General features: G+C 76.8%; 10 protein-coding genes. 1 reads left to right on the top strand and 9 read right to left on the bottom strand.

Annotated features, from left to right (window positions below):
• Positions 1 to 49: 49 nt before the first annotated feature.
• The 9 genes from rfaE2 to SCA03_RS11805 form a co-directional block, all read right to left on the bottom strand.
• Entirely contained in the window at positions 50 to 1,528 is a 1,479-nt protein-coding gene (gene rfaE2, locus SCA03_RS11845) for a D-glycero-beta-D-manno-heptose 1-phosphate adenylyltransferase (RefSeq protein ID WP_141275360.1), read from the bottom strand.
• A gap of 51 nt (positions 1,529 to 1,579) precedes the next feature.
• Complete coding sequence (locus tag SCA03_RS11840; RefSeq protein ID WP_230988600.1) at positions 1,580 to 2,419, bottom strand: D-sedoheptulose-7-phosphate isomerase; 840 nt, start codon at positions 2,417 to 2,419, stop codon at positions 1,580 to 1,582.
• Positions 2,420 to 2,666: 247 nt separating this feature from the next.
• On the bottom strand, positions 2,667 to 3,923 hold the full coding sequence (locus SCA03_RS11835) for a glycosyltransferase (RefSeq protein ID WP_086817841.1): 1,257 nt from the start codon (positions 3,921 to 3,923) through the stop codon (positions 2,667 to 2,669).
• Positions 3,920 to 4,888, bottom strand: coding sequence for a glycosyltransferase (locus SCA03_RS11830; protein WP_086817840.1), 969 nt, complete (start codon positions 4,886 to 4,888; stop codon positions 3,920 to 3,922). Before SCA03_RS11830 ends, SCA03_RS11835 begins: the two co-directional genes overlap by 4 nt.
• Complete coding sequence (locus SCA03_RS11825; RefSeq protein ID WP_086817839.1) at positions 4,885 to 5,922, bottom strand: glycosyltransferase family 9 protein; 1,038 nt, start codon at positions 5,920 to 5,922, stop codon at positions 4,885 to 4,887. The genes SCA03_RS11830 and SCA03_RS11825 overlap by 4 nt, the downstream gene beginning before the upstream one ends.
• Entirely contained in the window at positions 5,922 to 6,623 is a 702-nt protein-coding gene (locus SCA03_RS11820; RefSeq protein ID WP_086817838.1) for a D-glycero-alpha-D-manno-heptose-1,7-bisphosphate 7-phosphatase, read from the bottom strand. Before SCA03_RS11820 ends, SCA03_RS11825 begins: the two co-directional genes overlap by 1 nt.
• Entirely contained in the window at positions 6,620 to 7,756 is a 1,137-nt protein-coding gene (locus SCA03_RS11815) for a glycosyltransferase family 2 protein (RefSeq protein ID WP_086817837.1), read from the bottom strand. Before SCA03_RS11815 ends, SCA03_RS11820 begins: the two co-directional genes overlap by 4 nt.
• A complete protein-coding gene (locus SCA03_RS11810; protein WP_030884674.1) occupies positions 7,753 to 9,423 on the bottom strand; it encodes a carbamoyltransferase family protein in 1,671 nt (556 codons plus the stop codon). The genes SCA03_RS11815 and SCA03_RS11810 overlap by 4 nt, the downstream gene beginning before the upstream one ends.
• A gap of 49 nt (positions 9,424 to 9,472) precedes the next feature.
• Positions 9,473 to 10,501 carry an NAD-dependent epimerase/dehydratase family protein gene (locus SCA03_RS11805; RefSeq protein WP_086817836.1) on the bottom strand — a complete coding sequence of 343 codons (1,029 nt, stop codon included), beginning with the start codon at positions 10,499 to 10,501 and terminating at the stop codon, positions 9,473 to 9,475.
• Positions 10,502 to 11,211: 710 nt separating this feature from the next.
• Between SCA03_RS11805 and SCA03_RS11800 the strand changes: the two genes are divergently transcribed.
• The gene (locus SCA03_RS11800; protein ID WP_350986435.1) at positions 11,212 to 12,666 is read left to right on the top strand and encodes an MFS transporter; all 1,455 of its coding nucleotides are present in this window, start codon (positions 11,212 to 11,214) and stop codon (positions 12,664 to 12,666) included.
• The last annotated feature ends 5 nt before the right edge of the window (positions 12,667 to 12,671 follow it).

Raw genomic sequence — 12,671 nt, 5'->3', positions numbered from 1 at the left:
TCTTCCGCGGCGGCCCGGGCAGGGTGGGGCAGGCGGTGGTTGCGGGGGGTCACGGGGACTGCTCCGCGCCGTGCGGGTCGCTGCGGCGGGTGACGGCGGCGCGGCGGGCCAGTGCCGTCGTGGAGCGGCCGTCGAGGTAGGGCAGCAGGAGGGTGCGGCCGCCCCACTCCTCCAGGGCCGCGGCCTCCGGCAGCCGGGAGGTGCCGTAGTCGCCGCCCTTGACCCAGACGTCGGGCCGCAGTTCGCGCAGCAGCCGCTCGGGGGTGTTCTCGTCGAAGACGGCCACGGCGTCGACGCAGTCCAGCCCGGCGAGCACCGAGATGCGGTCGGCCTGCGGGGTGATGGGACGGCCGTCGCCCTTCAACCGGCGTACGGACACATCGGAGTTGAGGCAGACGATGAGGCAGTCGCCGGTTCTGCGGGCGTTCTGGAGCATGCCGACGTGCCCGGCGTGCAGCAGGTCGAAGCAGCCGCCGGTGGCGACGACCGTGCCGCCCCGGCCGCGGACGGCGGCGGCCAGCGCCCGGGCGTCCCGCAGCCCCCGGTCCGGCTGCGGCGGCCGACCGGGCGTGCCCGGTGTGCCCTGCCACAGATCGGGGTTGCGTACGCCGCCCGTGGCGACGAACACACCGGCGCGGCGCACGGCCTCGTGGGTGGCCTCCTCGGGGAGGGCGCCGTCCGCCAGGGCGAGGGCGGCGGCGGAGGCGAAGCAGTCGCCGGCGCCGCAGGGGTCGCCCTCGGCCTCCTGTTCGGCGGGGAAGTAGAGCGGTGCCGCGTCGCCGGGGCGGGCCAGGACCGCGCCGCGCCTGCCGAGCGTCACGGCCACGGCCGCGCTGCGCCATGCCGTGGCGAGGGCGGCGCCCCGGCGGCCGTGCCCGTGCAGGCTGCCGGTCTCGCCGTCCCGGTGGGCGGACGGGTCGGCGGGGTCCGGCGGGCTCAGCGCGGCGGCCTCGGCGGCGCTCGGGGTGACCAGCCGGGCACCCGGCACCGGGGGCGCGCCGTGCGGATGCGGGTCCCAGACCAGCGGGGTGTGCCCGGCCAGGTCGGCGAGGTGGCCGCGCAGCCGTTCGGCGACGCCGCGGCCGTAGTCGGCGACGAGGACGGCGTGCGCTCCCGCCAGCGCCTCGTGGACCGCTTCGGTCGGTTCGCCCACGACACCGCCGCCCCGGTCGACGCGCAGCAGCGGCCGTCCTTCGGCGCACATCCGGGTCTTGACGGGGACGGTGCCGTGCAACGGCAGCTCCACCAGGGTCAGGTGGGGGGCGAGGAGTTCCCGGACGCGGGCGTCGGCCGGGTCCTCGCCGAGCGCCGTGACGAGCACGATCTCCCGGTGCGTGGCGCCGTCCGGCCGGGCGCGGGCGGCCAGGACGGCGGCCAGTCCGGCCCCGCCCGGCCGGTGGTGTTCGTCCGTCACGTCGAGGACGGGCGCGGGGGCGTCGGGCGCGAGCCGGCTCGCCCGGCCCTCGACGTCGGTGTCCAGGAGCGTGTCGCCGACGACGACGAGGGGGGCGGGGGCGCTGCGAGGCATCGGGCCTCCTTCGGTTCGGGAGCGGCTGCGGGCGGATCGGCCCGGCCTTCGTCAGCGGGCGGGCCCGCCCGGGTCGGCGGCGCGTACGGCTTCGCCGGCGCGGCCCGGCGCGCGCGACCGGCGCCCCGATGCGCCCGGGGACTCCCCGGCGGACACGGACTCCCCCACAGCCAGCGGCTCTCCACCGGGTCCCGGCGACCGTCCGGTGCGGGCCGGGGCCGGGCCCGTGTCCGCGGGCGCGCCCGTGTCCGCGCCCGCGTCCGCGGCCTGTTCGGCGTCGCGGACCAGTTCCCGGACGTCCCGTGGCAGGGCGTGCTGCGCGTCCTGTGCCACGTCGAACGCCTCGCACAGCAGATGTACGGCGACCAGATGGGCCTCCTGGACGGTGGCGGTGGTGTCCGCCTCCACGCACAGGGCCTCGTCGGCCCGCCGGGCCAGCGGGTTGGGAGCCGGGCCGGTCAGCGCCCACACCCGCAGCCCGGCCTCGCGGCCCGCGGCCGCCGCGCAGGTGAGGTTCTCGCTGCGGCCCGAGGTGGACAGCAGGAGCAGCACGTCGCCGGGCCGTCCGTGCGCGGTGACCTGGCGGGCGTAGAGGCTGCCGAAGCCGTAGTCGTTGCCGATGGCGGTCACGGCGGAGGTGTCGGCGTGCAGGGCGATGGCGGAGTAGGGGCGGCGCTCGGAGCGGTAGCGGCCGACGAGTTCGGCCGTCAGGTGCTGGGCCTGTGCGGCGCTGCCGCCGTTGCCCGCCGCCAGCAGCCGGGCGTCCCCGGCCAGCGCGGCGGCCAGCTGCTCTCCCCAGGAGGTCACCCGTGCGGCGTGCTGTTCCCGGAAGGCGGCGAGGGCCGCCTCCAGGGCGCGGCAGTGTTCGTGTGCGGGGTCGACAGGAAGCATGGTGACGGCCTCCCGGTGCGGGCCCGGGGGCCTCCCTCCTTCACGGGGCGTACTGCCCTTCAGGGGACGGTGGTTCCTCGGTGCGGCCGGCCGACCGGCCGCCGTTCACGGTGCGTGCGGCCGTCCGCGGGGACGCGGAGTGCGGCCTCTCCCGGACGGGGCTGCTGCCTTGCGGGCTGCCGCCTGCGGGACGGGCGCCTCGCGGGGCCGCTGCCCGGTGGGACGGTTCGGTGCGGGGCGGGCCTCCTCATGGGGCGGCGAGGGTGGCGGGGGTCGGTGCCGTGCCGGGGACGGACTCGGCGAGCACCTGGCGGTAGACGGCCTCGGTCCGGTCGGCGACGTGTGCCCAGCGGTAGCGGGAGAGCACCCGGCGCCGCCCGGCCGCGCCGTAGGCCCGCCGGCGTTCGGGCGCGGCCAGCAGCCCGGAGACGGCCTCGGCGAGGGCCGCCGGGTCGCGGGGCGGGACGAGCAGCCCGGTGCCGCGGTGTGCGACGGTGTCGCGCTGGCCGCCGACCGCGCTGGCCACCACGGGCGTGCCGCAGCTCATGGCCTCCAACGGGACGATGCCGAAGGGCTCGTAGTCGGCCGGGCACAGCACGACGTCGGCGGCGCGCATCAGTTCGGGCACCTGCTCCCGGTCGAGCCCGCCGGTGAGATGCACCCGGTCGGCGACGCCGAGCTCCCCGGCCAGCTCGCGCAGCCGGCGCGCCTCCGGGTCGTGCGAGAGCGCCTGGCCGGTGGGCCCGCCGGCGATCACCAGCTCGGCGTGCGGGATCCGGCTGAGCGCGGCCAGCGCGACGGCGGCTCCCTTGCGGGGGACGAGGCGGCCGATCTGGGCGAGCAGGGGCCGCCGGGAGGGGCGCTTCCAGCGCGGGCCGACAGGGGCGAACACGTCCGGGTCGACGCCGCAGGGGACGACGGCGACGCGGCCGGGGTCGACGCCCATGGCCGTCAGCTCCTCGACCTCGTCGCGGCAGGTGGCGACGACCCGGTGGCAGGAGGTGCCGACGGCCCGCTCGCAGGGGATGCGTTCGCCGGGGCTGGTGTCGGCGGCCCCCTGGTGACGCCTCTTGACGGTGCCGAGGGCGTGGTAGGTGTGCAGGAAGGGCACGGCGCGGTCCTGGGCGGCCTGGAGGGTGGCCAGCCCGGACATCCAGAAGTGCGAGTGCACCACGTCCGGCGGCTCCGCCGCCCACTGCGCGGACAGCATCGCCCCGAACATGCCCATGTACGGCAGCAGTTCGTCCTTCGGCAGGGGCCTGGGCGGCCCGGCGGGCACGTGGTGGACGTCGACGCCGTGCCCGAGCGGGACGCACTGCGGCAGGTCGGGGGCGTCGCGCCGGGTGTGGACCGTGACGCGGTGTCCCCGGTCGGCCAGCAGCGAGGCGAGGCGTGCCACATGGACGTTCTGACCGCCGGCGTCCGCGCCGCCGAGCGCCGCCAGGGGGCTGGCGTGCTCGGAGACGAGCGCGATGCGCAGGCGTTCCTTGGACCCGGTCCTCATGCGTGGGTCACCTCCTCGAAGAGCTGCTCCCAGCTGTGCAGGAAGGGTTTGAGCCCGTACCGGTTCAGGGCGGCCCGGCGGGCGCGTTCGCCGTCCTCGGCGGCGGCCGCGGGCTCGTGGACATAGGCGCGGACGGCTTCGGCCAGGACCTCGGGGCGGGTGGAGACGGTGCCGGCGCCGGGCGGTACCGCCTCGGTGACCTCGGTGGTGGCGAGCGCGACGACGGGCATGCCCAGATGCATGGCCTCCAGGAGCGACAGGCCGAGCGAGGTCCAGCGCACCGGGTGCAGATAGCAGCGGCGCCGGGCCATCGCGGAGTGCAGCTCCTCCTGGGGCAGTTCGTGGGAGCGGCAGCGTCCGGGCGGCAGCCCCAGATGGCCGGCGAGCCCCTCGGTGCGCATGCCGAAGACGTCGAGCGGCGCGGCCGCGGCGAGGTCCGGCAGCAGATCGGTGCCGACGAACCGGCCGCGCCGTACGGGCTCGTTGACGACGACGGCGGCGTGCGGCAGCTCACCGGTCCAGCGGTGGCCGGGGTCGACGATGCCGTGCTCGATGACGGTGGTGCGGGTGCTCCCGGCGTCCCAGAACAGCCGGTTGAAGTGGGTGACGTGCACCAGGACGAGGTCGTCGCGGTCGGCTGCCGGGTGGCGGGTGTCGGGCACGTTCCCGTCGGGCGCGTTGTGCTCCAGGTAGACGGCGGGCACGTCGCGGCCGGGGCGGCGACCGCCGAGCCAGCGCCGGGCCAGCTCCTCCTCGTGCGGGCGTTGCAGGACGACCAGGTCGACGTCCTCGTCCGCGAGCTGTTCCGGCGTCACCTCGTGCACGGAGTCCGGCCAGGGGAAGGTCTCGGCCCGGCCGCGTCCGTCGGGGCCGCGGTCGGGCAGCACCGGGACGAGGCAGGTGTGCGGTCCCTGGACGAACGCGGTGGTCCAGGAGCCGTGCACGTGCCAGATGAGGATCTTCATGCGCGGGCCTCCGAGGTGCTGCGGGCGGTGGACAGCAGCCGGTCGACGGCGACGAGTACCTCCGCGTCGCCGAGGGCGTCCAGGCAGGGGTGGCCGCGCACCGGGCAGTGCACGGCGCGGCTGCGTGCGCACGGCGCCTCCTGGTCGCCGAGCAGCACGTGCGGGACGCCGTAGGGGGCCCAGCGGACGGCGGGGACGACCGGCGAGAAGAGACAGACGACGGGGGTGCCGACGGCGGCGGCCAGATGGGAGGGCCCGGTGTTGCCGACGATGACGGCCCGGGCACCGGCCAGCACCCCGGCGAGTTCGTGCAGCGCGGTGCGCCCGCCGAGGTCGAGGGCGTGCTCGCCGGCGACGGCGGCGGTCAGCTCCTTCTCGGCGGGGCCGCCGGTGACGACGACCCGGTGCCCGGCGCGGGCGAGCGCGGCGACGGCCCGGGCCGCACGCTGCTCGCTCCAGGCCCGGGCGGGCGCCGAGGCGCCGGGGTGCACCACGAGGTAGGGCGCGGGCCCGGTCAACGGCCGGGTGTCGGGCGGGGGTTGGATGGCGAGCCGGCCGTCGTCGCCGTCGGGCAGGGCGAAGCCGGCCGCGGCGGCCAGGTCCATGGCGGCCCGTGCCTCGTGCCGGCCGGGTGCCCTGCGGTGCCGCAGCTCCAGGAGGGAGCCCGGGTAGTCCTCGCTGTCGGCGGCGGTCCAGGGCACGGAGGCGAGCTTGAGGAGCAGGGCGGCCGGCAGCGGGCTCTGGTGGTAGGAGGTGAGGATCAGGGCGCGGTCGAACCGGCGCGCGGCGAGGGCGTCGACGAGCGCGTCGGTGCGGGCCCGGTCGACGGGCGGCGCGGCGCGGCCCACCCAGGGCGCGTCGTGGACGAGTACCTCGTCGACGCCGGGCAGCAGTTCGGCCGCGGTCTGCCCCAGCGGCCCGGCCAGCAGCGTCACACGGCTGGAGCCGGCCGCGGCCATGCGCACGGCGGGGCCGGCGAGCAGCACGTCGCCGGCGCTGTCGAGGCGGACCACGAGGGTGCGGGGGCCGGTCATCAGCCGCCTCCCGTCCGCCGGTCGCGGCCGAGGAGCCGGCGTACGGCGAGCGCGAGGTTGTCCGCGGTGTGCCGTGCGGCGTCGATCTCCGCTGCCCGGGTGGCCTCGGTGGGGACGAGGACGCCGCGGGCGCCGCACGCGGCGGCGGCCTCCAGGTCGGCGCCGATGTCCCCGACGACGGCGGCGCGGCGCGGCGGCACGTGCAGGGCCCGGCAGGCGGCGTGCACGAGGCCGGGCGCGGGTTTGCGGCAGCCGCAGCCCTGTTCGGGGGTGTGCGGGCAGACGGCGGTCACGGCGAACGGCCCGAGCAGCAGTTCCAGCCGCTCGTGCAGGGACTCCAGTTGGCGCACGGTGAGGGCGCCCCGGGCGAGGTCCGGCTGGTTGGTCACCACGCCGAGGGGCACACCGGCGGCGCGCAGCGCGTCCAGCGCGGTGCGCGCGAGGGGGCGGGGTCGTAGCCGGTCGGTGTCGGTGTTGTGCGGGACGTCCTCGACGAGGGTGCCGTCGCGGTCGAAGAGCACGGCCGCCGGGCGGGAGCCGTCGGCCGGGGAGGCGGGGACGGCGGAGGCTCCGGGGGACGCGGCGGGTGCGGCGCGGCGCAGCAACGGGCCGCCGGGCTCGGGCTGTTGCCAGGTTCCGGCGGTGTGTGCCGTGCGCGGCGCGGGTTCGGGGGGCGCCGCGGTGCGCGCCGGGCGGGTCATGCCGCCACCGCCTCTCCGGCCTCTCCGGCCTCTCCGGCCCTTCCTGTTCGTCCGGCTCTCCCGGCCGTCCCGGCTCCCTCGGGCCTTCCGGCCCCGCCGGCCTCTCCGGTCCTTCCGGCCTCTCCCGCGCGGGGTGTGCGCAGGTGCCGTCCCCAGCCGCGGGACCAGTGGTAGGTGGCGGCGGGCGGGATGAGCACGCTGCTGACGGCCATGGTGAGCAGTTCCTCGCGGGTGCGCGGGCCGGGCCGCACCCGCGCGTACAGGAACTCGCCGGTGCCCAGCAGCCACAGGCCGCCCAGCAGCGACGCGGTGCGCGGCCGTCCGGCGGCGAGACCGCCGAGCGCGGCGCAGGCCGCCGCGGTGACGGCGAGGTGCCGCGGCAGTCTGCCGCGCGCCGCGCCCGCCCGGCGCCACCAATCGGGGCCGTGGAGACGGTGCATGAGGACGTCGTCGCCGTTGCCGGCCTGGGCCCGCACCGAGACCCACCGGTCGGCGGGGCGCACCGGGTGCACGGTGTGCCGTCGGCCGGTGGTCAGCCGCCATCCGGCGGCGAGCAGCCGCAGGGCGAGGTCGGCATCCTCGCGGAAGGCGCGCCGGAAGCGTTCGTCGAAGCCGCCGACGGCTTCCAGCGCGGCACGCCGGTACGCCATGTCGGCGGTGATCCAGCGGGCGCCGGCCAGCCCCGCGGTGGTGCGCTCCCAGTCGGTGGGCGCGCGGTCGGCGGGCAGGGGCACGGTGATGCGGCCCTGGGTGCCGGCGGTCGTGGGGCCGGCCGCTGCCAGGTCGGCGGCGAGTTGCCGCGCCCAGTCGGGGCCGGGCAGCACATCGTCGTCGAGGAAGGCGATCCACTCCTCGTCGGCGGCGCGCCAGCCGGCGTTGCGGGCGGCCGCGGGCCCGGCGGCGGCGCCCGGCACGACCGTGACGAGCGGCGCCAGTTCCTCGGGCACGGTGACGGGCAGCGGGTCGCACTCCCGGGCGGGCCGGTCGTCGACGAGCACGATCCGCCGGGGCCGCGGTGCGCCCGCCGCCGCGAGGGCCCGCAGCGTCCCGGCGAGCGAGGGCCTGCCGAGGGTGGGGACGACGACGGCGTACGCGGGGTCCGGCGGCGCCGGATCCGGGTGTGCGCTGTTCACGGGCGTCCTCCTTCCCCGTGCGCCGGGGCACCGAAGAAGCCGCCGCGGCGCACCACGTACGGGCCGATGGCGAGCAGGTCGACGGGGGCCGAGCCGAAGCACTCCAGCGCGTCGCGCGGGTCGTCGACCATGGGCCGGCCGGCGGTGTTCAGGCTCGTGTTGACGACGACGGGCACGCCGGTGAGCTGTTCGAAGTGCTCCAGCATGCGCGCGACGAGGGGTTCGTGGTCGCGGTCGACGGTCTGGATCCGGGCGGTGCCGTCGACGTGCACGACGGCCGGGATGCGGTCGCGCCACGCCTGGTCGACGTCGTGCACGAAGAGCATGTACGGGCTGGGCAGCGGCCCTTGGAAGATCTCCCGGGCGCGCTCGGCGAGGACCATGGGCGCCACCGGGCGGAACTGCTCGCGCCCCTTGACGTCGTTGAGGCGTTCCAGGTTCGCGGCCCGCCCGGGGTGCGCCAGCAAGGAGCGGTGGCCGAGGGCGCGCGGCCCGTACTCGGAGCGCCCCTGGAACCAGGCGACCACGGCGTCGTCGGCGAGGGCCCGGGCGACCGTCGCGGCCACGTCCGGGGGGCGTTCGTAGGGGACGCGGGCCGTGCTGAGGTACGCGGCGAGCTGCTCGTCGCTCCATCCGCGGCCGAGGTCGGCGCCCGGCATGGGCGCGGTGGTGTCCCCGCCGCGTGCGGCGACCGCGAGCGCGCCGCCCAGCGCGGTGCCGGCGTCCCCCGCAGCGGGCTGCACCCATACGCGGGAGAACGGGCTCTCGGCGGCGATACGGGAGTTGGCGACGCAGTTGAGCGCGACTCCGCCGGCGAGCGTGAGCAGTTCGTCGTGGGTGCGGCCGTGCAGCCAGCGGGCCATGTCGAGGAGGGTGTCCTCCAGGCACTTCTGCGCGGAGGCGGCCAGGTCTGCGTGGTCCCTGGTCCACTCGGCGCCGGGCCGCAGCGGCGGGCAGAACTCGTGCCAGGGCACCCCGGTGGCGCGGAATCCGCCGTCCCCGGTGGGGTGGACGTACCGGCTGAGGTCGGCGTGCATCCGGGGCTTGCCGTAGGAGGCGAGCGCCATGACCTTGTACTCGTCCGAGGAGCGCAGAAAGCCGAGGTGTTCGGTCAGCTCCTCGTACACCAGGCCCAGCGAGTGCGGGAGTTGCTGGCCGTGCAGCGGCTCGACGGCGTGGCCGTACCGGCGCGCGGCCAGATGGGAGGTGGCCTCGCCCCGCCCGTCGACGACGAGCACCGAGCAGCGTTCGGCCTGCGGCGCCGCGAAGGCACCGGAGGCGGCGTGCGCGAGGTGGTGCGGCACGAACTGCACCTTCTCGGCGTCCAGTCCGGGCAGCGCGTCGGCGAGGAAGGCGGGCGCCTCACGCGCGTAGGTCAGCCGCAGCGGGTCCCAGGGGTCGTCCAGCCCCATGTCCACGGCGGGCTCGGCCAGCGCCGGGTCGAAGGAGTACGCGACCGCGTCCAGGTCCCGCGGGTGCAGCCCGGCCTCGGCGAGGCACCAGGCCGCGGCCTGCCGCGGCAGCTCCCAGGCGGCGAACGGCACCGGCCGTTTGCCGTGCTTGCGCCGGGAGAACCGCTCCTCCTCGGCCGCGGCGACGGTGTGCCCGTCCACGACGAGCGCCGCTGCCGGGTCGTGGAAGAGGGCGTTGATGCCGAGTACGCGCATGGTGTCGCGCCTTTCGCAGGGGGTGCGGGGCTCGCAGGGCGGCCGCGGTTCAGCCGGTGGCGTGCCGGCGGAACCACTCGATCGTGCGGGCCAGGCCCTCCTCGGGCCCGGTCTGCGGCTCCCACTGGAGCTTCCCGCGGGCAAGGGTGATGTCGGGGCAGCGCACGGCGGGGTCGTCGCCGGGCCGTTCGATGAACCGCAGCCCGGACCGCGAACCGGTCAACTCGATGATCAGCTCGGCGAGTTGCTGCATGGTGATCTCGGTGGGGTTGCCGATGTTGACGGGGCCGAGGAGTTCGGAACGCGCCATGGCGAGGATGCCGCGGACCGTGTCGTCGACGTAGGCGAGGGAGCGGGTCTGCCGTCCGTCGCCGGTCACGGTCAGCGGTTCCCCGGCCAGCGCCTGGCGGATGAAGGTGGGCACGGCCCGGCCGTCGTAGCCGCGCATCCGCGGGCCGTAGGTGTTGAACAGCCGCACGATGCCGACGTCGGTGCCGTCGACGCGGGCCCGGGCCGTGGCCAGCGCCTCGGAGTACCGCTTCGCCTCGTCGTACACGCTGCGCGGCCCGACGGGGTTGACGTGGCCCCAGTAGCGCTCGCTCTGCGGATGCTCCTGCGGGTCCCCGTACGCCTCGGAGGTCGAGGCGTGCACCAGCCGCGCGCCGTACCGGTGTGCCAGCTGAAGCGCCTGCCAGGTGCCGGAGCTGCCCGTGTGCAGGGTGTGCAGGGGGCTGCGCAGATAGTCGGCGGGGGAGGCGGGCGAGGCGAAGTTGAGGACGAGGTCGGGCGGTCGCGCCCCGGGGGCGATGTCGAACGGGCGGCAGATGTCGGCCTCGATGAGCGTGAACCCGGGGTGGGAGGCGAGGTGGGCCACGTTCTGCCGGCGTCCCGTGCAGAAGTCGTCGACGCACGTCACCTCGCAGCCCTCCGCGAGCAGCGCGGTGCACAGGTGCGAGCCGACGAATCCCGCTCCGCCGGTGACCAGCGCGTGCCGGAAGGACCGGGGCGCGGCCTCGGACGTGCGGGCCGCGGGGGAAACCGCGGGGGGATCCACGGGGGAAGAGGCAGGGACCTCCATGGGCGCGCTCCTCACGTGCACCGTGCCGGATGGCACGGGGGAGCCGGGACGGCTCCGCGGGAGATTCTCGAAGGGGCTCGGAGGCGAGGCCCCGTCGCGGGGGCGGGCTGTGACCGGCCGACTACCGGCCGACCGCTGTCACAGGGCCCGGATGCAGTTGACGGTGATCGCTGCCGCCGGTCCGGGATCCGGCTTCCGGCTGGGCGAATATGTGTTCCCGCCCTCACCACGGTAGGTGGGTTCCCGTCCGCCGCAACCTGGAGCTCCCGTGCGCTGCTGAGCGTGTCCGGGAGATCCGTCCCCGTGGGCCGAAGTGCCGGGCGCCAGGCGGTTGTTCGACTGGACACGCTGTGTCGTCGACCGCTGTACAGCGCGGTCGGTCGAGGACGTTCGGTGACGGAGCGCGGCCGGCGACGACCCCCGTGAGGAAGGCCACGTCGCACCGTTCTTCCCTGCTCAGCGGGGGCGGACAGGGCGGCGGGCGGCGCCGGTGGGGCCGACGGCCACCGGGTCGACGGAGACCGTCTGTGAACATGGCTGGCGGGCATGAGGAAAGGACCTCGCCGCCGGCCGCACTGTGCACCGGCCGGGGTCCGCACCGGGGGCCGGGCGCCGTCCGCGCCCGGCCCCCGGCCGCCCCGCCCACCGTCTCCGGGGCCGGCCCCTCCGCCCCGTGCCCGCACCCCACCCGCCGCTGCCCGGATTGGTCCATGCCGCACCACTCGCCCGCCGGGTCCGGCGCCGACACGCCCCGGCGCCGGACCCGCACACCGCTTCGCGACCGGTTGCCGCTGCCCGTACGCGGGCGCGGGCGGCCGGCCGCGGACCCCGCAGCCAAACAGGAACGCTCTCCCTGGCGTTCGCTCCGCTACCGCAGCATGCGGTGGTGGTCGGCCGCCAACCTCGTCTCCAACGTCGGCACCTGGATGCAGCTGACGGTGCAGAACCTGCTCGTGCTCCAGATCACCGGGTCCGCCGCCACCACCGGTCTCTCGCTGGCCGTGCAGGCCGCGCCCGGGCTCCTGTTGAGCCTGGTCGGCGGCAGCCTCGTGGACTCCTGGCCGCGCAAGCTGACCGCCTCCGTCAGCCAGGCCGCGCTCGGTGTCGTCGCGTTCGCCACCGCCGCCTTCGTGGCCCTGGGCATGCTCAACGTGCCGCTGCTGATGGTGCTCGCCGCCGTCACCGGCTCCATCGCCACGGTGGACAACCCGGCCTGTTCGCTGCTCGGCAACGACCTCGTCAAGCGCAAGGACGTGCCCTCGGCGATCGCGCTGGGCTCCGTGGTGCACAGCGCCGGCCGGCTGATCGGTACGGCCGCCGCCGGTGCCGCCGTCGCCTGGTTCGGCATGGCGTCCGCGTACCTGGTCAACGGGCTGTCGTTCCTGGCCGTCGCCGCCGTCATCCCGTTCCTGAAGCTCGCGCCGAAGGAGGACCGCGAACCGCAGGAGGCAGCCGGGCCCGCGCCCGCCGCCCCGGCACCGGCCGCCGCGGGACGGGCCGCCCGGCGGCCCGGCGGCACCCGCGAGGGCCTGGTGTACTTCCTGCGCAACCCGCGGCTGGTCGCGCTGGCCACGATCACCGGTATCTCCGCGATCTTCGGCCGCAACTACCAGCTGACGCTGGCCGTCCTGGTCACGGGTCCGCTCGCCGCGGGCGCCGGCTCGTTCAGCTCGGTCTCCACCGTGCTGGCCGTCGGCGGCATGATCGGCGCGGTGCTGGCGGGCTGTCTGCGCAAGCCGTCCGTGAAGCACGTGGCCGTGCTCGCGGCGGCCGGGGCGCTGCTCCAGGCCGTGGCGGGGCTCTCGCCGTCGCTGCTGATCCTGATGCTGCTGGTCGCGCCGATGGCCGTGGTCGAGTCCGTCTCGGACACGGCGGGCACCACCGTTCTCCAGACCGAGCCGCCGAGCCATATGCGCGGCCGTGTGCTGGGCGTGTGGCGCAGCGCGAGCACCGGCTGGGGGCTCGTGGGCCCGCCGCTGCTCGGTGCGCTCATGGAGTTCGCCGGCGCCCGCGGCGGTCTGATCGTCGGCGGTCTCGCCATCGTCGCGGTGACGGGTGCGGCCCAGCTCCTCCAGCAGCGGTCGCCGCTGGCCCGGCTGAGGCCGCGCCGCGAGCCGGCGCCCGCCGCGACCGCCGCCCCGGAGCCCGAACCGGCCACCGCCTGAGCCGG

It is taken from the genome of Streptomyces cacaoi, from assembly GCF_006539165.1.
GTDB classification, from domain to species: Bacteria; Actinomycetota; Actinomycetes; order Streptomycetales; family Streptomycetaceae; genus Streptomyces; species Streptomyces cacaoi.
Note: the sequence above shows the minus strand (reverse complement) of the source record. Positions and strands in the feature narration are given on the sequence as shown.